Raw genomic sequence first — 20,559 nt, 5'->3', positions numbered from 1 at the left:
TTTATAACGTAGCCATTAAAAATGGATAACAAAAATAATGGATCGAAATAACAAACTGTTTATTGCCGCCAGTCTTGCCAATGGTGCAAGTTTCTCGATGATATTGCCGCTGTTGGCGCCATTGGTTCGTGAGTTAAAACTTACTGAGCTACAAGGTGGCGCGATGGTTTCCGTCGGTGCGCTGCTGATGGCTGTCGGTGCCATTTACATTTCAAAAAATCAATCTAAGTTTTCGATTTATCAACTCTTGAGTATCGGTTTTGTGGGCATGGCTGTGACATGGGGGCTATTTACAGCCGTGTTGATGTATGGCCTTACTGTTCATATAGGGATGTTGCTGCTATTTAGTTTATTAATGTTGTCACGCGCAGCGACTGGGGTATTTATGGCGATGCCACAGATTGCCTTGCAAACTTATGTGATGACCCGTTTTAGCAATGAGCAGCAGCGTTCACAAGCAATGTCAAAATTCGGTGCATTAAATAGTGCAGGCGTGATCATTGGTCCATTTCTAACCACCTTGCTGCTGGGCTTTGGTGGAATCATGACGCCGCTTTGGGCAGCAATCATTATTTTAGCGTTGATTTCTGTGGTCTTGGTGTTCAGCTTTGACCGACATACCGAACAGCATAGCGTTGAAAAGCTAGTGACAGAAAAGCATGAGGCAGCATCTACGGATTTGAGCATTCAGCAATGCTATCCATGGTTAATGTTGGGATTTAGTCTCTATCTTGCCATCGTGACCGTAAATTTAACGGCCGGGTTTTATATTCAAGACCGCTTTAATATGACTGCTGCAGAAGGCGCAGTGCATTTTGCAGAATGTTCTCTTGTCGTCGGTATTGCTTTGGTGATTATGCAAACGCTGATTTCTAAGTATTTAAATTGGTCCGTATATCGCTTACTGTGGGTTGGGCTGTTTAGCATGGCAGTAGCCTTGCTGATTTCGGTTTTCACCAATGAATTACGGATATTTCAAGCCACGTACCTGTTATATGGTATATCGGTAGCATGTTTAATCCCTGCATTTACAACGGGTGCAGCGCAAACGGCGCCCAGTGCGTTACAGACTAAGGTGGCAAGTTGGTGTACAGCCACTCAGGCTTTGAGTTTTGTTGTCGGGCCACTGATTAGTACGGGTTTATACCAGTGGCACAAAGAATTTCCGTATTATTTTTTATTTTTAGTGATGCTTGGTTTAATCGTATTCTTTTTATTTCAAACCAAAACTCAAACCGTGAAGCGAGTAACTGAGTGAAATATGCAGAGACTTGTATACTTACTTCAATAGGTCGGTGTGAAGATAGGCCTATCCTGACAACAGTGGGTTTTGATTACATGATGTTACTTAATCAGCGATTGATTTTACAAAATAGATTTTAAAAGCAAGCTTTTTGATTAAAAAATAACCACAATTGTTTCATTAATTCTCAAAGTACTGAATCAATAGTTTTCTCCGTTATTCTTTTCACATAAAAAATAACGGAGGTTAAATGCTTAAATTTAATAATGATTTGGTTCTGGGCGCCATTTTTGATATGGATGGAACAATGTTTGATACTGAACGTTTACGGTTTCAAACATTGAAACAGGCATCTCTTGAATTGACCGGTGTTGAGTTTTCCGAATCGTATCTGATGAATTGTTTGGGGTTAAGTGCACAAAGCGCGCATCGATTGGCCCAAGCTGAATATGATGAAAACATTCCATACGCAGATATTCGCAAACTCGCAGATGAATTAGAGTTGGAGCATGTTCGTCAGTTTGGTGTACCGATCAAAAAAGGCTTGGTTCAAGTATTAGAACGCTTACGTAAGTCAGGACTGAGGATGGCCGTGGCAACATCGAGTCGCCGTGCAATCGCAGAAGAGTATCTCATCAATGCCAATGTGTATAAGTTCTTTGATGTCTTAGTCTGTGGCGATGAAGTTGAAAATGGTAAGCCACATCCTGAAATATTTATGCGTGCTGCCGCAAAGCTGAATTTAAATCCTGCTGATTGTTTGATGTTTGAAGACTCGGAAAATGGTGTGACTTCGGCCTTTGACGCTGGCGGTATTACCGTACTGTTTAAAGATATTAAATCGCCCAATCAAAACATGCTGTCCAAAGCCAAATATTATTATGAATGTATGTATGACTGTTTGACGGAACTTGACCCGTTCACTGCGCATTTAGAGATGCCGCATGTGCAAGAGGCTTTTCCACAAACCCTTAATCAGCTCACTGTTGGTATTCATGGTTTTGGGGCGATTGGTGGTGGTTATTTAGCACAAATTTTGTCGCATTGGGATGGTTATACACGCCCGAAAAAAATTTATGCATCGACTCGTAACCCTTTATATCGCTCTGCGGTCAATGCATTTGGTACCTATTGTATTCGCTATGGTCAATTGTCTTATGACGAACGCATTGAAAACATGGCAGTCATTGATGCTGAAAATATTCAGCAGATGCAAGAGATGTACACAGAGTCAAGTTTGGTTGCCATCTGTTTGCCTGAAAAAGCGATTGCAGAAGAGGCCAAAACCATTGCACAAGGCCTGTATGCACGACATATTGCACATGATGAGAAAGCCATCGAACCTCTAACGATGCTGATCATTTTGAACAAAGTCGGAGCAAAACAATTATTAATGTCACATTTAAAACAGGCTTTAACTGAGCTTGCTGGAGCGGTTGTTGCAGAGAAAATCATGCAACAACACTATTTTTGCGATACCGTGGTCAACCGCATGGTGTCTAAGTTAAGTGACCAAAACTTATATCGTCAGCTCCGTATAAAATATAATATCTTCAAACAATTTCAATTGGATGAAGTTGAAGTGGATGCTCAATTAGACTTAGAAGATGCGACGAAATTAAATCCTGATCAGGAACGTCAAGCCACTTTATATGTTGAGGATATGCGCCGAAATTTCCACCCAAGTCATATATTGCAAAGCATGGATTTAATTTTATTTAACGCAGAATCTGACATGCCGATCTATGTAGAAAATAACAGTCCTTTGTTAGAAAAAATGCGTCAAATGATTTTGGTCGATCATATTGAAGATATTCAGCTAATCAAAAATCGCTTATGGAATGGCGTACATGCCATGTTGGCTTGGCAATCTGCACTGTTCAATCATCAAACCATAGGTGTGGCACTTGCAGATCATCGTGTTGATCAATTTATGCATGAACTCATTGACGAGGTGCAGGCTGGTTTAGCACGATGCTTACCAAATCGTGCTTTTGATCTAACACGACTGGCAGAAAGCTTTATAAACTCTTGTGAACATGCGTATAAAGATCCATGTGCGCGTGTGGCACGAGATCCTTTACGTAAACTTGCAATTAATGAACGAGTGTTGGGCTCGTTGGCGACCAATGTGAAATATGGACTGGAGACAACACATCTACAACAAGGGATTGTCTATGGTTTGATGTATGCCGTGAGTGTAAATCAATGTACGATGGATCAGGCTATCAACTTTATCCAGTTGCAATTTTCAGAACTGAAAAAGACCAACGAGCTTGAACAACTGGAACGTATTGAACAGATTGAGGCCAATGTAATGATACAGTTGCAGCATTTTTCTGATCAGTCCACAGAGCAGTTTACATCTTGGAAAAACCATGCTGTAACGCAAGATCAGAAAGATACTGCGAAATTTGCCTAAAATATAATGCTTATCTGTGCGCAATGTATATTGAATCAAAATGCTGAGTATGACTCGGCATTTTTTTCTTACAAAGAAGCTTTAGATGAATGAATTTCAGCTTTAAATGAATATTACTAAATCAAAATTGGGCAAAGTCTGTTTTGATTCATGCTTTAATAAAGCAGATTAAATTTAAAGTGATTTATCTGTGTTTTTAAAACCCTCAATGCAAGTCGTACCGACGCTCAATCAGGATTATCCCGATTGGCATCAAGGTCGTCAGCACTATGCTTTGTGGTATATAGAAATACAGGATCCTGAATTATTGGCGTATCTCGCAGCACTTCGAGCGCAGTTTTCAGATCTTTTATACACGCCAAATACGCGCCAATTTCATATTACCGTGTTTATTTGTGGCTTTATTGAAGAGTTAAATAAAACCCAATTAATCGATCATTCTGAACAACGATGGAATGATAATTTCTCAGCAGATGAGTTGGCACTGCATCAACAACAACTTCGACAGTTATCGCTATCTAATATTCGGCTACGTACAGGTCAGATCCATAGCTTTCAAAGCGCACTGTTTATTGAAATTTTGGATTTAGATCGTAAGTTTGATCATCTACGTCAAGCTTTCAATGTAAGCTCGAATGAAATTGCACCGATCGAATATTGTCCGCATATTACATTGGGCTTGTATAAACAGGCATGGAATAGCGATGATATTTTTGAAAGAATCCAACAAATTGAACAGCACAGCTTTGATTTTGAAAGCGAGCAACTGACTTTGGGTCATTATCAGGCTCAAGTACTACAAGGGGCATTAAGTCCTTATTATCAACATCAGTTCAGACAAAATATAGAGATGGCACAGTCATGATTCATTTCATTTTGGGTGGGGCACGTTCAGGTAAGAGCCGACTTGCAGAACAAAAAGCCAAAGAAAGTGCTCAAGCCGTCATCTATGTGGCTACAGCACAAGCATATGATGAGGAAATGCAGGAGCGAATTCAGCATCATCAAGCTGACCGTCCTAACTATTGGGGGCTGATTGAAGAGCCTCTATATTTAGCCGACCGCTTAGTTGAAATAGACCAAGCGCATCAAACCATTCTTATCGATTGTTTAACGCTGTGGATGAGTAATGTATTGCTGCATGAACAAGCAGACTTTCAACAGCATCAATGCCAAAAATTACTTAAGGTGCTGCCAACATTAAAATCAGACATTATTTTAGTCAGTAACGAAACTGGACTAGGCGTTGTTCCCATGGGACAAATCAGTCGAAAATTCGTCGATGAATCTGGGCGCTTACATCAACAAATTGGTCAAATTGCTGACCATGTGGTGTTTTGTGTTGCAGGTTTTCCAATAATCTTAAAAGGAGATAAAGCATGAACTGGTGGCAAGAACCCTGTCAAAATCCGAGTATCGAAGCTAAGCAACAGGCGGTAAAACACCAGTTACAGCTAACTAAACCTACGGGCTCACTTTCAGAACTTGAAAATGTAGCGGTGCAACTTGCATCATTACAAAACACAGATCAGCCCAATATCGATTTCCCATGGATCACCATCTTTGCAGGTGATCATGGCGTGATGGAAGAAAATATTTCGGCCTATCCTCAAGCTGTCACACGCCAAATGCTACAAAACTTCACGACCGGTGGTGCATGTATTAGTGTCATTGCACGTGAGTATCAAGCCAAACTACAAGTGATTGACTGTGGTTCGGTAGGTGACGCTTATGAATATGCAGGGGTAGAGCGCTACTGTATTGCAGCGGGTACAGCAAATTTTGCTAAAACTGTTGCGATGAGCGAATCACAATGTATTGAAGCGATGAATCTCGGCCGTAAAAGTGTTGAAGATGCTATCGCTGCAGGTGCGTCAATTTATGTCGCAGGAGAAATGGGCATTGGCAATACCTGTTCTGCTTCTGCTGTTGCATGTTTTTTATTTAATGAGCCGGCCGAAAAACTGACAGGTGTTGGTACAGGTATTCGTGCTGAACAATTGGCACATAAGAAACAAGTGATTGATCAAGCTTTAGCTTTACATCAGGACTATGTCGGCCAAGATGTCTTTAAAGCTCTATGTGCTGTAGGTGGTTTGGAAATTGCCGCGATGGTTGGAGCGTACATTCGCTGTGCGCAATTGGGTCTGGCAATGGTCGTGGATGGATTTATTAGTACGGTTTCTGCCTTGGTCGCTGTTCGTTTAAATCCTGCTGTACGTGAGTGGATGCTTTTTGGTCATCAATCGGCTGAATATGGGCACCAACGTTTACTCCAAGCCCTTGAAGCTGAACCACTTTTGAAGTTGAATTTACGTTTAGGTGAAGGTAGCGGTGCCGGTGCGGCATTAGGTTTAATTCGTTTGGCATGTCGTTTACATAACAACATGGCAACTTTCGCGCAAGCTGCTGTGATTGGTGAAAAAGTTTAAATGGAACATTTCCGTTTAGATATATTGCGTCATGGTGAGACTGAACTGAGCCATACCTTACGTGGCTCTACAGATGATACTTTGACGCAAAAAGGTTGGCAGCAGATGCAGCAGACCATAGATGATGTATTGAACGTCATACATACACACGGTTTAGCGAACTGGGATGTCATCATCACTTCTGACTTACAGCGCTGCCGTTTATTTGCTTTAGATTTGTCTCAACAACTCAAATGTCCAATGTTTGAAAATGCGAAGTTTCAAGAAATGCATTTTGGCGACTGGGAAGCGGTATCAACCAAGCATATCTATGAAAACACCCCAGAGTTACTCGGACAGTTTTGGCAAAGTCCTAGCACATTTACGCCACCGAATGCAGAAAGTCTTCAACAATTTCAACAAAGGATCTTAAGCGGTCTAGATGAGCTAGTCTTGCAGGCTCAACAGCATCATTGGCAACGCGTTTTATTGGTTTCCCATGGTGGCGTGATTAAATTATTAAAATGTATGGCACAGCAAAGTCATTTAGATGATTTATTAAAAATGACGGCTGAATTGGGACAATTAAATTCATTCATTGTGCAAAATCGTGCAAATATTCGTCTTTTGGAGCAAAGAGAATGACACCTTTTTGGATTGCTCTACAGTTTCTCACGACTTTCCCGATTCAACTTAAAGCGATGCCATCGAAACAGCAAAATGGACAGTCTTTGTTGTTTTATCCTATGGTGGGATTGTTGATCGGTGGCATTCTTGCCTTGCTTGCTTTTATATTTCACAGCCTGCCAATCATCTTACTCGGCAGTATTTTGCTGGTAGTTTGGATTTGGCTCACAGGTGGATTACATCTAGATGGTTTAGCTGATACGGCAGATGCATGGGTCGGTGGCTTTGGTGATGCCGAGCGTACACTTAAAATCATGAAAGACCCTGCATGTGGGCCGATCGGTGTTTTGAGCCTCGTCGTGATTTGCTTACTCAAATGGTCGGCACTTTATGTTTTGCTACAACAGCAAATGTATTTGGCATTAATTGTATTTCCAGTATTAGGTCGTTTAGCCCCTTTATTTTTGTTTTTAACAACTCAGTATGTTCGTGAAAAAGGCTTGGGCTCATCGATAGCAGCAACTATTCCACGAAAGTCGGCATACCTGGTCTTTATACTCTGCCTAAGTGCATGTTTGTATTTTAGCTGGCTTGGAGTGGTGAGTATATTCGCGTTTATTTGTACTTTACTGTATTTGCGATGGAAATTTATTCAGCGTATTGGTGGCGTGACGGGCGATACAATTGGTGCTGCGATTGAAATTACTGAGGTATCTAGTCTTTTAGCGTTTGTCATTGCACTACATTATTTAGCTGCATAGTTTTACAGATGAAACAGTTTAAATCATCATTTAAAAAGCCCAGCTATTGCACTGGGCTTTCTATTTATCCCAATAGATAAATGACCAAATGAATAAGTGATGGCCCAAGCAATACCATAAAGACCCCAGCAAGTACCATGCTCAAGCAGGCTGCAACACCTTCTTCTTTATGACGTGATAATGCTTTACTTGTACCAAATCCATGTGCGGCATTGCCAAGAGCCGCACCTTGCGCAAAGCGTGAATGCAATTTAAGCCCAGCCAAAACTAGGTCAGCCAAAGCCACGCCGGCAATCCCAGTAATCATGGTAAATAGAATCACCAATTCTACTGAGCCCCCAATATTTGAGGTAAGTTCCATGGCAAATGGCGTAGAAATGGAACGTGCCATCAAGCTATAAGACGTTTCTTGGTCAAATTGAAATAACTGTGCCAAATAAAAAGCACTAATAATCCCAGCTAACATGCCAATCACGATGCCTAAACTAATACTCAGCGCATGCTGACGGATAATTTGTCGATATTCATAGATGGGGATAGCAAAGGCCACAGTGGCCGGGCCGAGCATCCATACAATCCATTGGCTTTCTTGCATATAGGTGTCATATGAAATATGAAAGCAAAGCATGAGTATAATCAGCACAAACGGGACGAATAGTGCAGGGGAAAGAACCATATACGGTAACTTACGATGTAGCTTTTTCGCCAAAATATAACCGACAAGGGTCAGGACGAAAAACAACACTGAGATACTGTTCAACCCAAAATCGTTCATAAGGTTTTTCCTGCTGTGTTGACATCATGATCTGTCGCAGTTTGGTGTTTCGCTTTAAGTTTTGCCTCGAGTTTAAAGCCCCAATAAACCGTAAATGCTGTAAACACCATGACACAGACGGTACCCAGTACCACGGCTAAAATTAACTGCCAGCCAGAGCTGAGTAATAAATCTTGATATTTAATTAATCCAACTACACAGGGGATAAAGAATAGAACCAGTTCAGCCAAAATAAAATCTGAGCCTTGTTTGACCCATTGCATTTTAAATAAACCACTCAACAATGCAGCTAAAAGGAGCAATAAACCGATCACGCCAGCAGAGATCGGCAAGTTAAACCATGATTGAATGCAAGAGCCGATCCACCAGATCAATATCAATAAACTTAGCTGCGCTAAAGTCTTAAGAAACTGGGTAAATTTGGAAGTAGATTGTGGAAACGTATCCATGAGACAACAGCAGAATAGGAGATGACGCTATTTTAAAAGTGCATACCCTGTATAATTATGAATAATTAATTATTAATTATGCTTAAATGGAATAATAATGGACATTAAAAGCCTAAAAGTCTTTGTGACCATCGTACAAAAACAGAGTTTCAGTCATGCAGCTGAAGCGCTTTTTGTCACTCAGCCGACCATTAGTAAATTAATTCGTCAGTTAGAAGATGAGATCGGCGTGCCTTTATTTCATAAAGGAGAAGCAGGTCGAAAAAGGGAAGCACAGCTCACCTATATGGGAGAGCAGATTTATCAGCATGCTTTAGTGATTTTGAATGAACAACAACGGATGCTTGATACTGTCACCCAAGTTCGCGCCTTAAAACAAGGTAAATTGACTCTAGGTTTACCGCCATTGGCATCGGTATTGTTCAGTCAGTTAATTGCGCTGTTTCATAAAAAATACCCCAATATTGAACTGAGCTTTTTTGAGGTAGGGGCGACGGGTATTGAAAATGCCATTTTAAAAAAACAGGTCAATGTGGGAATTATTTTGGGTCACTTGAAACCGGTGTTAAGTGGTATTCCAGTGATGGAGTCACCTTTATGTTTATTATCTAAAAAAAACTCACAGTGGCGTAAGCGAAAAACCGTTTCGTTGATTGAATTAAAAGAAGAATCTTTTTTATTGTATGACGATACCTTCACACTCAATGACATCATTATACAGGCGGCAAATTACGTCGGATTTGAGCCAAATGTGGTGTGTAAAAGTAGCCAGTGGGACTTTATCGCCAAAATGGTAGATTCAAATGTCGGGATTGCACTCCTGCCTAAAATTTATTGTGAACAACTTGATGCGGCAAAATACCATATGGCTGAATTAGAAAATCCAAACCTAGACTGGAAACTCAGTATGGCCTGGAATACCACTGTTGCCATGAGTCCCGCAACGCGTGCATGGCTAGAAATAATTGAGGACAATAAAGACAAAATACATTTTTAGTTCATTTACAGATCAATAGATAAAATGAATGCGTTGAAACGATGGTGGATTTATGATTTGTACATCAAAGATTATTGAAAAGGATTTTGCAAAATCAACAGGCATGAATTAAATTGGGTGTTGGTCGTTATTTTTGATGGTTCATAAAATGAAATGGGATGATATTGGTCAACAACCGTGTTCAATCGCTCGTGCACTTTCAGTGCTAGGGGATCGTTGGACCATGTTGATTATCCGTAATGCATTTATGGGCATTCGACGTTTTGATGACTTTCAACAAAATCTCGGTGTGACGCGTCATGTGTTATCTGACCGATTAAAGCGTTTGGTTGAAGAAGGTATTTTAACCAAAGTTGCTTATGTCGAGCGTCAGGAACGTTTTGAATATCGACTGACTCAAAAAGGCTTAGACTTGTATCCAATCCTTTTAGCCATGACACATTGGGCCGATCAATATATGGATCAGGGATTGGGATCACCAGTTGAATATGTGCATCAGGCATGTGGGCAAAAATTTAAACCGGTTTTAGTGTGCTCATGTTGTGCCGAACCGATCCAAGCCAAACAGGTCAAACCGATATTTACCCAAGCCTATTACATCGCTCTAAATCAATTAAAACCTGCCTAAGCTGTTTTATGGCTTTCTTCAAGATGCTGATTTACATCTATTTAGCCAAAATAGCCTAAGCGGTATTTGGATTGCTTTAAAATCACAAACAATTTGCAGGTTTAGGGATGCCCGCTAAACGACTTAAATGTCGAGCGACCAAACCGGTGTTAAATTTGTCTTGTAACACCGCATTATTAATATCAGCGCTCACCGTTTTCATTAAAAATTTAATGAGTGGGCGAGTTGCCGGCGAGTGACCAAACTGTTGATAAAACTGTCGTACAGCTTGTAAAACTTCAAAATGCCAAGGGCTTAACTCAAGTTCTAAACTTTTAGCCAGTTCTTGGGCAACAGTTTCATTCCAAATAGTGTAATCCACCAAATGGCCATCTTGGTCTAATTCAAGATTCATATTCATTCCAAAAGAGAAGATTGTAGAAATGGATCGCTTTTACTCAAATTATTTGAGTGAAATACATCTTTTAAATCTCAGGCATAGATCAGCAAAAGCGGCATAGTCGATTACTTTCATATGACTATAATTCATAATTTTACCTAAAATCTCAGCATCATTTTCAAGTACATAACATGTGCCAAATTGCTGAATTTGTTCATCTGCAATATGTAAGACTGCTTCACCCATCAAGATGATCACATCTTCAGGGTTGATTAAACTGGCTAACTGCTGGATGTGCTGTAGGGTATTGGCATAGCTGGCTTGGACTAAATACAGCGTAGAATTTGACATCATCATTCCTCTTTTACCAATACAGCACATGATCAAATTGTTGAATTAATTCAGTATTGAATTGAACAAACTCAAGTTCTTGTTCACTGTTGATTACAAATGGATGCTGTGAATTTTTTTGTTCAATATAAATCGGAGTGAGATCATAAAACTCAAAGCTATCAACCATGTTGGATGCGAGTTTAAACGCATGCTTGAGCTGACTAAACTCTTGTTCTGCTTGAAGTAAGCTTAGCGCAGCATCTTTGAGCAACACTTTTACGTCACAACCGAAGGTTGCAAGCACCATGGTCGCAGAAAGACTTTCATGTACTTGTAAGCTTGCAAGATTTGCATGGGTTAAAACAACCAGTACAGATTTCACGTAATTTTCCTTTTCAATGCTACAAATGCGCGGCAATAAAAATACTTAGAATTGCAATAAACGGTCTGCAGTTTGTACGGCATCGGCAAGTTCACCTAAGCCCACAAGTTCAAATTGCTCAGCTAGATTATGTTGCTGAATATTGTGACGCTGTGCATTTTCCTGATCTGTGATCCCACGTGCGAGCGCTGCACTTACGCAAACAGGTAAACGAATGCCGAGTTTTTGCCATTCTCTACTGAGTTTGCGTTGATCATCAGGCACCCATTGCAGGGCATTCGCCACATTTACAGCATCTTGATAGAAAAAAACCCGAAAGTTTTCGCCTTTCTGCTTCAGCGCTTGGGCAAGACCCAAAGCATGCCAAGCCAGTATCGAAGTGGGTGAGGAGGTAATTAGTAATAGAGTACTCATCGAAATTCACTAAATGAATAAACGGTCTAGATCGACAGTTTGTTCTGAGTTCAGAAGAAAAAGCTAGTATACAATGATTTACTCAATGATCTGAATATTTGCAAAGTTTTGCTTAATTAGGCAGCAAAGTCATAGCCAATTTTTCTTTAAGTAGGAGTATTGGTTTATTGGGGATCTAGCCTCAAGCTATCACTTTTTCATAAATAAACTGTGCGGTTACATACTGAAAAAATCTTTATATGAATAAAACGCAATTTTTGATTTTGCAGAGTGCTATGATCTTTTCATTTTTTAAACCATCTCATGAATATAGAGAAATTTAATTTAAGTTTATTTAATTCAATCAATGCTTCGGACAATGCTTTAGATTTCACTATTTCTTTCGCCATATTTATAGCCAATGATCTATTTTATATCGTGATTCTCTTGATGTTTTTGGCTTGGTTTAAAGGCGGTTTTGACACCAAAAAACAAATCGTTAAAGCCACTGTTTTTACAATCGTCGCATTTCTTATCAGCCAAGTTATTTCAAGTTTTTTTTACTATCCTAGACCCTTTGTCTTGGACGTTGGACGCACGATTATAGAACATTCACCGAATGGATCATTCCCGAGTGATCACATGCTGTTTTTTAGCACGATTGCATTTTCTTATATATTTTCAAAGCAAAAAACCGTCGGCTATGTATTTCTAGCATTCGCTTTTCTTGTTGCATGGTCGAGAGTCTATTTGGGTGTGCATTATCCAATGGATATGGCAGGCGCGTTGATCATTGCGGTTTTGCTTAATTTTGTTGGACTGTCTTTATGGCGAAAATATGGGTCATATTTGGTGAGCTTGATCTTAAAAGTTTATGAATTTTTATTTTCAGCCATGATCAAAAAAGGCTATATCCGCTAAATTAAGTTCCTTAGATATCTGCGATTTCTAAAGTTTGCTGCTGCTATAGTTACATTGCCAACATCTTGCTAGATGAATAATTCTAATGATTCATCTGGCATTCACATCCAGATCCTATACCTCAAAAAATAGTCAGACTGCTCAATGCTGTTTGCTCATTCGAGTAGATCACCTCTAATACTTTTTATTGCTGTGAAATATGCTTTGCCGTGCGACTATTTTTAAATTTCTTCTTCTAAAAGTTGTTCGCTCAAATACCACGTAATCTTGAGATTTCTTCAAAATTGATTGGCTAGCGAGGTCATTTGTCGTAAATCAAATACAGTTAATATTCATAACTGCAACACAGTCAAAATTCCAAAGCAGTAAGATAAAACTAGAATGCTCTTGCAGATTGTTCGGCTCATGAAAAATGCTGAGGCGAAGTTTCAAAATTTAGATCTGTAGATAAGTTGGTGACGACACCAAGATGATGCCAAAGAGTTGTAAAAGCTTGATAACTATAAGGAGTATCTAAACAATGATTTTAGTGACTGGTGGTTTAGGCTTTATAGGCTCACATATAGCCTTGAGTTTAATGGCTCAAGGTCAAGAAGTCATTATTGTGGATAATTTATCCAATGCAAATTTACAAACACTTGAACGACTTGAATTTATTTCAGGCATGTATGTGCCTTTTGTCAAACTCGATATTCGCAATACTCCCGCACTCAATAAAGTATTTGAACAATATACCGTCGATGCTGTCATTCATACGGCAGGCTTTAAGTCATTGGAAGAATCCGTCCTTAAACCACTTGAATATTATAATGATAATGTCAGTTGTATCATGAGTTTGCTGCGTGCTATGCAGCGAACAGGTGTACGAACACTGATCCATTTATCAAGTTTAGCGGTATATGGACAGTCGTCGGCAGAATTAACAGAAGACACAGAAATCAATTTTACCTATCCAAATCCCTATGTGAAATCTCAACAAATGGTGGAAGAAATTATACGGGATACGGCACGTACTGATAATGAGTGGAAAATTGCGATTTTGCGTTTAGGAAACGTCGCAGGTGCATTCGAACATGCAGTTTTAGGTGAGTTTGTTGCGCCATTGCCAAAAAATATTGTGCCGCTTGCGATGCAAGTCGGGGCTTTACAACGAGACTTTATCGAACTTCGCAAACAAGCCAAAACTGAAGATGGTACTGTGGAACGGAGTTTCTTGCATGTACTCGACTGCTGTAAGGCGGTGTGGCAATGTTTGCAATGGTTGTCGCAGCAGCAATTCGCCTGTGAGGCCTTTAATATTTCAGGTGAGTTGGTTTCGATACAGCAACTGTTGGATACGCTTTCAGAAGTGACACAGGCGGAGATTAAGACGGTCGAATCTAGTTTTTACCCAAGCCATGAATATGACCAGCTTGGGGCAAGTACACAGAAAGCGAAAAGTACTTTTGATTGGCAGCCTGAACAAGATTTAAAGAAAATGCTAGAAGATGAATGGCGTTTCTATCAACAAACATTAAGAGGGAATTAACTCGTCTTGTATTGGGTAAATTTAATCGTCGTGCATGATTTTCTTTATAAAATCACGATAAAGATTATCAAATAAAACACTTATAATTGATAATGGTTATTATTTACAAGGCTAAAAAAGTTACCTAAACTGTATTTATCAGCAGAATTTGATTCTGCACAGACGTTCAATTTTATAGATAAGGATATGAGGTCATTTATGCAAACACGTATTGAACATGACACAATGGGCGATGTTGAAGTACCTAGCGATGCGATGTGGGGTGCACAAACACAGCGTAGTTTGCAAAACTTTAAAATTGGTGGTGAACGTTTACCACGTCCAATGATTCGTGCAATGGGTCTCGTTAAAAAATCAGCAGCGATTACTAACGCAGCATTGGGTCAAATCCCTCAGGAACTTTCTGGTTATATCGTCAATGCAGCCGAAGAAGTGATCTCAGGGCAGTGGGATGCACAATTTCCACTGGTAGTTTGGCAAACTGGTTCAGGCACGCAAAGTAACATGAACTGTAATGAGGTCATTGCCAATATTGCCAATCAAAAACTGGGTAATCCGTTGGGCTCACAAAAACCTGTCCATCCCAATGATCATGTCAATCGTGCTCAATCGACCAACGATTCATTCCCAACCGCAATTCATGTGGCTGCAAGTCTACAAATCAATGAGCTTTTAATTCCTGCAGTAACAAAACTGCGTAATACCTTAGAAGCTAAATCTAACGATTTTAAAGATATTGTTAAAATTGGCCGTACACATTTACAGGACGCAACGCCTTTAACATTAGGCCAAGAGTTTAGCGGCTATGTTTCACAGCTCGATCATGGTTTGAAGCGTTTAAATCAAGCTTTAGAAGGACTGTATGAATTACCACTAGGTGGTACAGCGGTCGGTACAGGTCTGAATGCACATCCTGAATATGCTGTAAAAGCAGCAGCAGAACTTGCGAAACAAACGGGTCTGCCATTTGTCACTGCGCCAAATAAATTTGAAGCACTAGCAGGGCGTGATGCAGCTGTATTTGCGTCGGGTGCTTTAAAAACACTTGCTGCAAGTTTAAATAAAATCGCCAATGATGTGCGCTGGTTAGCCAGTGGCCCACGCTGTGGTTTTGGTGAGCTACGTATTCCAGAAAATGAACCAGGCTCAAGCATCATGCCAGGTAAGGTCAATCCAACTCAAAGTGAAGCCATGACAATGGTGGTTGCTCAAGTACTTGGAAATGACACAACCATTAATGTTGCCGGTGCATCGGGTAACTTTGAATTAAACGTGTTTATGCCTGTTATTGCCTTTAACTTATTGCAATCTATTCAACTCCTCGGCGATGCATGTAATAGCTTCAATGACCACTGTGCAGTAGGCATTGAGCCAAACCGTGAAAAAATCGACCATTTCTTACATGATTCTTTAATGTTAGTTACGGCACTCAATCCTGTAATTAGTTATGAAAATGCTGCAAAAGTTGCTAAAACTGCATATAAGGAAGGAAAAACCTTAAAACAAGTTGCGGTAGAACTCGGTTTAGTCACTGCTGAGCAATTTGATGAAGTGGTTCGTCCTGAGCAAATGGTTTCACCAAATACCAAATAAATTTTTTGAGATCATTCATCTAGAGTGTTTGAAAATAAAAAGAGAAGCTAACTCATACTTAGCTTCTCTTTTTATTAGATATATGATTGCTTTATTTTTCAGCTGGATCCTACCTAATACAGATTCTTTGGATTCATATTCATCTTGAAATGTATGTATAGAAACCAGACGATTTATTAAAAATAGGGGAACGAACAAAATGAAGAAAGGCCTGATGATGAAGCAAGTAATTCATTGGATTGGGCTTTGAATTCATTGGCACACTTGTTAAAATGCCTTTCTTTTTCTGTTTTCGTTGCTATTTGACATTTGTTTGAATAAATATTTGCAAGACAGTGTTTTATTTAAGGATTTCCCCCAATGCTCACCATCTATTTGACAGATGTCCAAAAGAACGTTCAATTTAAAGACTATCCGGGCGAGCATCCTGTTAAATTTGTTTTGAATTTTAAAAAGATTTTCCCAAGTGTTATGGAGCTTTTGCTACCAGTTTTGCCTGAAAATGAAAATCTAGAAGAAATGAGCTGGGAATCGACAACGACAGATTTTGAAAAATTTAAATTGCTACTCAGTGGTTGGGGCGTAATCGAACTACGTTTGAATGCTATTGCCCAATATAAAGACCGTGCTTATGCAGATAACTTGGTAAAAAAAGCACAGCAAAAGCGCAAAGAATATAAAAAAGCACAGTCAAAATTACAAACTGTTGAACTGGATTATCTATTCATGCACGAAGTTCATGGTTTGATTGATGCAGAGTTGGTCGAGCTAGGTGAAAAATTCTATCTACCGACTTTACGTGAGCTTTGGAAAAACCAAGTGTCAGCGAATGTACTAGAAGCAAAATTCTAAACGTCAAAAAGTTAGTCGAAAAATCCTCCGCTTAGGAGGATTTTTTATATGTACAGCAGAACTTCAGATTTACTTCGACAAGTGACTGTTTCATAGTGACCCATCAAGCAAGTAAAGCATTCAAAACATTTGGAAAGTCGCGAGACTTATCATTCCAAATGTTTCTGACTCATCTGCACATTTTATTTTAAAGGACCATTTTATATGTCAAATCAGTTTATTGACCTGATTCGCAAACGTCGCACTATTTATGCTATTGGGGACAATGTAAGCCAAAGCACAGAATATTTAACTGATTTGATCCAAACAGCGATTAAACAAAGCCCGTCTTCATTTAACTCACAATCTTCTCGTGCTGTTATTTTATTTAATGCTGAAAGTGAAAAATTTTGGGGCTTAGTCGCTGACAAATTAAAATCTTATGCAAAAGATGAAGAAAGTGCTGCGAAGACGACGGCTAAAATGGCAAGTTTTGCAGCAGGTTTAGGTACAGTTCTGTTCTTTGAAGATTTGGATGTGGTCAGTGGCCTACAAGCACAGTTTCCTTCTTATGCAGAAAACTTTCCGATTTGGGCCGAACATTCAACTGCCATTGCCCAATTTGCGACTTGGACCGCATTGCATACCGAAGGTTTAGGCGCATCACTACAGCATTACAACCCAATTGTGGATGAACAAGTGCATGCTGAATGGGACATTCCTGCGCATTGGAAACTTCGTGCTCAATTGGTTTTTGGTTCAGTGGAAGGTGAAGCGAAAGAAAAAGGCTATATGGATGATGCTGATCGTTTTAAAGTCTTTCAATAATTACAACGTATAGCACTCAATTTTGATAAAAAAGGAACGAAAACTAAGTTCCTATTTTTATGGCAGTTTTATTGAAATAGATAGGGTTGGACAAGATTTTCATCCGTGAAAATCTTGTCCAGATTAGCCCATTGAGGACTGAGCTAAACGAGTGGCTAGAACCAACTTTCTTGCATGTTGAGACAAGTATCATCAAGTTCTAGCAATAACTTGGCTTGGTGCTCTATTTCAGGTAGTTCCCAGCGGATAAAATATTGCGCGGCTTGTAATTTACCAGCTAAGTATTGTTGATCTTCAGCTAAATCTGAATGTTCAAATTTCACAAGGGCTTGATTGGCCATTTCAAGCCATAGCCATGAAATGATGACTTTGCCCATCATGTCTAGATACAACGCAGAATTTCCCAGTGCCTGATCGACACGACCTTGGGCGAGGACTTGTCCCAAACTTTGTGTGGTTTTCTTCACCGTGTTTAAATGCGCTGAAAAAATTGCTGCAAGCGCTTGAGTTTTTGGATGTTGAGCTTGATCAATCGTATTTTGCATACGTTGTAATAACAGCATTAAACCTTTGCTGTTGTGCTGCCAAAGCTTACGACCCAACAAATCCAAAGATTGAATACCAAATGTGCCTTCATGGATCGGATTTAAGCGATTGTCGCGATAGCATTGTTCAAGCGGATATTCACGGGTATAGCCAGCGCCACCTAAAACTTGGATGGCTAAATCATTGGCTTTTGGTCCATAGGCAGAAGGGAATGATTTGACGACAGGGATAATTAAATCTAATAACAGCGCGCTGTCTTCATTGTTAGCGGCTTGATGTTCATCAATTAAACGTGCAGCAAATAGGCATAATGCAAGTGCGCCTTCCACATAGGATTTTTGCGCCAAAAGCATTCGTTTCACATCTGTATGTTGAATGATATAGACAGGTTTCGCAGCAGGATTTTTATCTGATACTAAGCGACCTTGTGGGCGGTTTTTGGCATATTCGAGCGATTCTAAATAGCCACGGTATCCAATCATGGCTGCACCTAAGCCGACACCCACTCGCGCTTCATTCATCATCTTAAACATATATTTAAGACCAGCACCTGCTTCGCCAATCAGATAGCCAGTACATTGGTCTTTTTCACCAAAGCTCAGTACTGTCGATGTTGTACCTCGGTAGCCCATTTTATGTAATAAGCCAGCCAGTTGAACGTCATTGGCGCCTGCAAGTGAACCATCGCTCAGGGTTTTAAACTTCGGAACAATAAACAGAGATATACCTTTTACGCCCTGAGGTGCATCTTGGATGCGAGCAAGGACCAAATGGACGATATTTTCAGTGATGTCTTGGTCACCCCCTGAAATAAACATCTTTTGGCCTTTGATGAGGTAGGTTCCATCGGCTTGCGGTATGGCTTTTGTGGTCAAATCACCTAAAGATGAACCCACATCAGGTTCAGTCATGGCCATCGTTCCTGCAAAGCGACCACTAAACATATACGGTACAAACATAGCTTTTTGTTCAGTCGTACCGAAAGCCTGAATCACATTTGCAGCCGCAGCGGTTAGAAATGAATAAGCCACTGACGATGGATTTGCTGACATGAAATAAGCATTTGCAGCCATGTTGATCAAAGTCGGAAGTTGCATACCGCCTGCATCATAATCATGCTGCGCACAAAGTAGGCCGGCATCTGCAAATTGCTTCCATGCCGTTTTGACTTCTGTAATGGTTTTAACCTGTTGACCATCAAACGTAGGTTCGTTTTGATCGGCTGTTGCGTTATGCGGGGCAAAAAAGTCTTGAGCAATACCTTGTGCAGTTTCTAGGATGCTTTTGAAGGTTTCAGCATCATGCTCAGCAAAACGTGGGTAATGCGTTAAGTCTTGCGCTTTAAACACGTCAAATAGCAAAAAATTTAAATCTTTGTCATTGATTAACTGCGCCATTGCTCAATCTCTAATCGGGTTGAATTTTATGTCTTAAGCCTAGCAGTTGATTTTTAGATATAGAATTGTCAATAATGACACTTAATAAGTTAAAAATGACATTTTGATAATTTGAACTTTAAATGAAGAAAATCATAATTTTAGCATTTGATGGTGCTTTGGCTTCTGCGATTACAGGGGTTGTTGATCTATTTGCAATGGCGGGAGTCAGTTGGAACCGGATCCAAAAACAAAATGTGCAGCGGCTATTTCAGGTCAAAATTGCCTCACAACATAGTCAAGCAGTGCAATGTATCAATGGCATCAAGCTTTTTGCAGATTTAGCATTTTCTGAAATAACAGATGCAGATGTCATCATTGTCCCAACGATAGGTGCGCCGATCTTAGATGTTTTAGCGCAAAACGCAGCACTGATCGAATTATTAAAAACTCGGCAATTGCAAAGCGGACTGATCGCAGGAAATTGTACGGGTAACTTTTTTCTGGCAGAAGCAGGGCTTTTAGATGGTAAGCAGGCAACGACGCATTGGGGCTTTCAGCAAATGTTTCGTGAACGCTATCCTTTGGTAAGACTGAATGCAGATCAGCTCATTAGCCATGATCAAAATATTTACTGTGCTGGAGGTGGCTTAGCATGGTTTGATTTGGGACTGCACCTGATAGAACGTTTTTATGGTTTTGAAACGGCAATCCACACGGCAAAATCATTTGTATTGGATTATCGTCGTGATAGTCAGTTGTCCTATTCATTATTGAAAATATCTAAACCGCATCAGGATGGTTTGGTGCAAAAAGTTCAAGATTGGTTAGAACAGCATTATCATGAAAATATAGTCTTAGATGAACTTGCGGCGCAGTTTAATGTGACAACAAGGACATTGATTCGTCATTTTAAAGCGGCTTTGGATATGCCTCCCAATCAATACTTACAATCAATACGGATTGAAGCTGCACGAAAGCGTTTAGAAGAAACGGGACATGCTTTAGATCTGATTATGCGAGATGTCGGCTATAATGACCCAAGCTCATTTCGACGGTTATTTCAAAAAAAAACGGGGCTGAGCCCCTTAGAATATCGTCGACGTTTCAGCCGACGATTTGATGTTTAGTTATAG

General features: G+C 39.9%; 22 protein-coding genes. 15 read left to right on the top strand and 7 right to left on the bottom strand.

The features are described 5' to 3' along the window. Positions 1 to 37: 37 nt before the first annotated feature. The 7 genes from FTU65_RS06345 to FTU65_RS06315 all read left to right on the top strand — a co-directional run bounded on the left by FTU65_RS06345 (position 38) and on the right by FTU65_RS06315 (position 7,464). Positions 38 to 1,258, top strand: a complete 1,221-nt coding sequence (locus tag FTU65_RS06345) for an MFS transporter (protein WP_180065097.1) — start codon at positions 38 to 40, stop codon at positions 1,256 to 1,258. A gap of 235 nt (positions 1,259 to 1,493) precedes the next feature. Continuing rightward, positions 1,494 to 3,665 (top strand): bifunctional mannitol-1-phosphate dehydrogenase/phosphatase, encoded by a 2,172-nt coding sequence (gene mtlD, locus FTU65_RS06340; protein ID WP_180065096.1) that lies wholly within the window; start codon positions 1,494 to 1,496, stop codon positions 3,663 to 3,665. A gap of 190 nt (positions 3,666 to 3,855) precedes the next feature. Beyond that, positions 3,856 to 4,530, top strand: coding sequence for a 2'-5' RNA ligase family protein (locus FTU65_RS06335; RefSeq protein ID WP_373683447.1), 675 nt, complete (start codon positions 3,856 to 3,858; stop codon positions 4,528 to 4,530). Continuing rightward, positions 4,527 to 5,048, top strand: a complete 522-nt coding sequence (cobU, locus tag FTU65_RS06330; RefSeq protein ID WP_180065095.1) for a bifunctional adenosylcobinamide kinase/adenosylcobinamide-phosphate guanylyltransferase — start codon at positions 4,527 to 4,529, stop codon at positions 5,046 to 5,048. The genes FTU65_RS06335 and cobU overlap by 4 nt, the downstream gene beginning before the upstream one ends. Next, positions 5,045 to 6,097 (top strand): nicotinate-nucleotide--dimethylbenzimidazole phosphoribosyltransferase, encoded by a 1,053-nt coding sequence (cobT, locus tag FTU65_RS06325; protein ID WP_180011406.1) that lies wholly within the window; start codon positions 5,045 to 5,047, stop codon positions 6,095 to 6,097. The genes cobU and cobT overlap by 4 nt, the downstream gene beginning before the upstream one ends. Beyond that, positions 6,098 to 6,721, top strand: coding sequence for a histidine phosphatase family protein (locus FTU65_RS06320; protein ID WP_180066519.1), 624 nt, complete (start codon positions 6,098 to 6,100; stop codon positions 6,719 to 6,721). Beyond that, a complete protein-coding gene (locus tag FTU65_RS06315; RefSeq protein ID WP_180066518.1) occupies positions 6,718 to 7,464 on the top strand; it encodes an adenosylcobinamide-GDP ribazoletransferase in 747 nt (248 codons plus the stop codon). Before FTU65_RS06320 ends, FTU65_RS06315 begins: the two co-directional genes overlap by 4 nt. Positions 7,465 to 7,528: 64 nt before the next feature. Here the strand turns inward: FTU65_RS06315 and FTU65_RS06310 are convergent, their stop codons facing one another. Both FTU65_RS06310 and FTU65_RS06305 read right to left on the bottom strand, forming a co-directional pair. Further along, positions 7,529 to 8,239, bottom strand: a complete 711-nt coding sequence (locus FTU65_RS06310; RefSeq protein ID WP_171262654.1) for an LrgB family protein — start codon at positions 8,237 to 8,239, stop codon at positions 7,529 to 7,531. Next, positions 8,236 to 8,688, bottom strand: a complete 453-nt coding sequence (locus FTU65_RS06305; protein ID WP_111884333.1) for a CidA/LrgA family protein — start codon at positions 8,686 to 8,688, stop codon at positions 8,236 to 8,238. Before FTU65_RS06305 ends, FTU65_RS06310 begins: the two co-directional genes overlap by 4 nt. Positions 8,689 to 8,785: 97 nt before the next feature. Here FTU65_RS06305 and FTU65_RS06300 point away from each other — a divergent pair, with 97 nt between their 5' ends. Continuing rightward, positions 8,786 to 9,685: a LysR family transcriptional regulator gene (locus FTU65_RS06300; protein ID WP_180066516.1), complete on the top strand. Its 900-nt coding sequence runs from the start codon at positions 8,786 to 8,788 to the stop codon at positions 9,683 to 9,685. A 148-nt stretch (positions 9,686 to 9,833) separates the two neighbouring features. Beyond that, on the top strand, positions 9,834 to 10,313 hold the full coding sequence (locus tag FTU65_RS06295) for a helix-turn-helix domain-containing protein (RefSeq protein WP_078191046.1): 480 nt from the start codon (positions 9,834 to 9,836) through the stop codon (positions 10,311 to 10,313). An 82-nt stretch (positions 10,314 to 10,395) separates the two neighbouring features. On the opposite strand, the gene FTU65_RS06290 is transcribed toward FTU65_RS06295, so the two are convergent. From FTU65_RS06290 to tusD, 4 genes are read right to left on the bottom strand one after another with little or no spacing between them, the layout of a single operon-like run. Continuing rightward, entirely contained in the window at positions 10,396 to 10,707 is a 312-nt protein-coding gene (locus FTU65_RS06290; protein ID WP_078190987.1) for a TusE/DsrC/DsvC family sulfur relay protein, read from the bottom strand. Between the two features lie 48 nt (positions 10,708 to 10,755). Further along, positions 10,756 to 11,043 (bottom strand): DsrH/TusB family sulfur metabolism protein, encoded by a 288-nt coding sequence (locus tag FTU65_RS06285; RefSeq protein ID WP_180011417.1) that lies wholly within the window; start codon positions 11,041 to 11,043, stop codon positions 10,756 to 10,758. A gap of 13 nt (positions 11,044 to 11,056) precedes the next feature. Further along, positions 11,057 to 11,407 carry a hypothetical protein gene (locus FTU65_RS06280; RefSeq protein ID WP_078193833.1) on the bottom strand — a complete coding sequence of 117 codons (351 nt, stop codon included), beginning with the start codon at positions 11,405 to 11,407 and terminating at the stop codon, positions 11,057 to 11,059. 45 nt (positions 11,408 to 11,452) lie between these two features. Next, complete coding sequence (gene tusD, locus FTU65_RS06275) at positions 11,453 to 11,821, bottom strand: sulfurtransferase complex subunit TusD (RefSeq protein ID WP_180011419.1); 369 nt, start codon at positions 11,819 to 11,821, stop codon at positions 11,453 to 11,455. A 303-nt stretch (positions 11,822 to 12,124) separates the two neighbouring features. Here tusD and FTU65_RS06270 point away from each other — a divergent pair, with 303 nt between their 5' ends. From FTU65_RS06270 to FTU65_RS06250, 5 genes are all read left to right on the top strand, one after another. Then, positions 12,125 to 12,721: a phosphatase PAP2 family protein gene (locus tag FTU65_RS06270; RefSeq protein WP_180011421.1), complete on the top strand. Its 597-nt coding sequence runs from the start codon at positions 12,125 to 12,127 to the stop codon at positions 12,719 to 12,721. 520 nt (positions 12,722 to 13,241) lie between these two features. Next, positions 13,242 to 14,249, top strand: coding sequence for an SDR family NAD(P)-dependent oxidoreductase (locus FTU65_RS06265; RefSeq protein WP_180011423.1), 1,008 nt, complete (start codon positions 13,242 to 13,244; stop codon positions 14,247 to 14,249). A gap of 198 nt (positions 14,250 to 14,447) precedes the next feature. After that, the gene (gene fumC, locus FTU65_RS06260) at positions 14,448 to 15,842 is read left to right on the top strand and encodes a class II fumarate hydratase (protein ID WP_180065094.1); all 1,395 of its coding nucleotides are present in this window, start codon (positions 14,448 to 14,450) and stop codon (positions 15,840 to 15,842) included. 360 nt (positions 15,843 to 16,202) lie between these two features. After that, entirely contained in the window at positions 16,203 to 16,694 is a 492-nt protein-coding gene (locus FTU65_RS06255) for a hypothetical protein (RefSeq protein WP_078193829.1), read from the top strand. A gap of 204 nt (positions 16,695 to 16,898) precedes the next feature. After that, entirely contained in the window at positions 16,899 to 17,501 is a 603-nt protein-coding gene (locus FTU65_RS06250; RefSeq protein WP_180054843.1) for a nitroreductase family protein, read from the top strand. A 155-nt stretch (positions 17,502 to 17,656) separates the two neighbouring features. On the opposite strand, the gene FTU65_RS06245 is transcribed toward FTU65_RS06250, so the two are convergent. Further along, positions 17,657 to 19,444 (bottom strand): acyl-CoA dehydrogenase, encoded by a 1,788-nt coding sequence (locus FTU65_RS06245; protein WP_180065093.1) that lies wholly within the window; start codon positions 19,442 to 19,444, stop codon positions 17,657 to 17,659. 122 nt (positions 19,445 to 19,566) lie between these two features. On the opposite strand from FTU65_RS06245, the gene FTU65_RS06240 reads away from it, so the two are divergent. Further along, positions 19,567 to 20,553 (top strand): GlxA family transcriptional regulator, encoded by a 987-nt coding sequence (locus FTU65_RS06240; RefSeq protein WP_180011429.1) that lies wholly within the window; start codon positions 19,567 to 19,569, stop codon positions 20,551 to 20,553. Positions 20,554 to 20,559: the final 6 nt, after the last annotated feature.

Origin of the sequence: Acinetobacter sp. YH12129 (assembly GCF_013418685.1) — a bacterium.
Taxonomy (GTDB): Bacteria; Pseudomonadota; Gammaproteobacteria; order Pseudomonadales; family Moraxellaceae; genus Acinetobacter; species Acinetobacter amyesii.
The sequence above is the reverse complement of the archived record's forward strand: the minus strand, read 5'-3'. Positions and strand labels throughout refer to the sequence as shown.

Coding starts and splice junctions, on each gene's coding strand:
- FTU65_RS06245 (WP_180065093.1), bottom strand. CDS start 19,444: ATGGCGCAGTTAATCAATGACAAAGATTTAAATTTTTTGCTATTTGAC.
- FTU65_RS06265 (WP_180011423.1), top strand. CDS start 13,242: ATGATTTTAGTGACTGGTGGTTTAGGCTTTATAGGCTCACATATAGCC.
- FTU65_RS06295 (WP_078191046.1), top strand. CDS start 9,834: ATGAAATGGGATGATATTGGTCAACAACCGTGTTCAATCGCTCGTGCA.
- FTU65_RS06240 (WP_180011429.1), top strand. CDS start 19,567: ATGAAGAAAATCATAATTTTAGCATTTGATGGTGCTTTGGCTTCTGCG.
- FTU65_RS06305 (WP_111884333.1), bottom strand. CDS start 8,688: ATGGATACGTTTCCACAATCTACTTCCAAATTTACCCAGTTTCTTAAG.
- cobT (WP_180011406.1), top strand. CDS start 5,045: ATGAACTGGTGGCAAGAACCCTGTCAAAATCCGAGTATCGAAGCTAAG.
- FTU65_RS06255 (WP_078193829.1), top strand. CDS start 16,203: ATGCTCACCATCTATTTGACAGATGTCCAAAAGAACGTTCAATTTAAA.
- mtlD (WP_180065096.1), top strand. CDS start 1,494: ATGCTTAAATTTAATAATGATTTGGTTCTGGGCGCCATTTTTGATATG.
- FTU65_RS06250 (WP_180054843.1), top strand. CDS start 16,899: ATGTCAAATCAGTTTATTGACCTGATTCGCAAACGTCGCACTATTTAT.
- FTU65_RS06320 (WP_180066519.1), top strand. CDS start 6,098: ATGGAACATTTCCGTTTAGATATATTGCGTCATGGTGAGACTGAACTG.
- FTU65_RS06290 (WP_078190987.1), bottom strand. CDS start 10,707: ATGAATCTTGAATTAGACCAAGATGGCCATTTGGTGGATTACACTATT.
- FTU65_RS06310 (WP_171262654.1), bottom strand. CDS start 8,239: ATGAACGATTTTGGGTTGAACAGTATCTCAGTGTTGTTTTTCGTCCTG.
- FTU65_RS06270 (WP_180011421.1), top strand. CDS start 12,125: ATGAATATAGAGAAATTTAATTTAAGTTTATTTAATTCAATCAATGCT.
- FTU65_RS06285 (WP_180011417.1), bottom strand. CDS start 11,043: ATGTCAAATTCTACGCTGTATTTAGTCCAAGCCAGCTATGCCAATACC.
- FTU65_RS06300 (WP_180066516.1), top strand. CDS start 8,786: ATGGACATTAAAAGCCTAAAAGTCTTTGTGACCATCGTACAAAAACAG.
- FTU65_RS06315 (WP_180066518.1), top strand. CDS start 6,718: ATGACACCTTTTTGGATTGCTCTACAGTTTCTCACGACTTTCCCGATT.
- FTU65_RS06345 (WP_180065097.1), top strand. CDS start 38: ATGGATCGAAATAACAAACTGTTTATTGCCGCCAGTCTTGCCAATGGT.
- cobU (WP_180065095.1), top strand. CDS start 4,527: ATGATTCATTTCATTTTGGGTGGGGCACGTTCAGGTAAGAGCCGACTT.
- fumC (WP_180065094.1), top strand. CDS start 14,448: ATGCAAACACGTATTGAACATGACACAATGGGCGATGTTGAAGTACCT.
- tusD (WP_180011419.1), bottom strand. CDS start 11,821: ATGAGTACTCTATTACTAATTACCTCCTCACCCACTTCGATACTGGCT.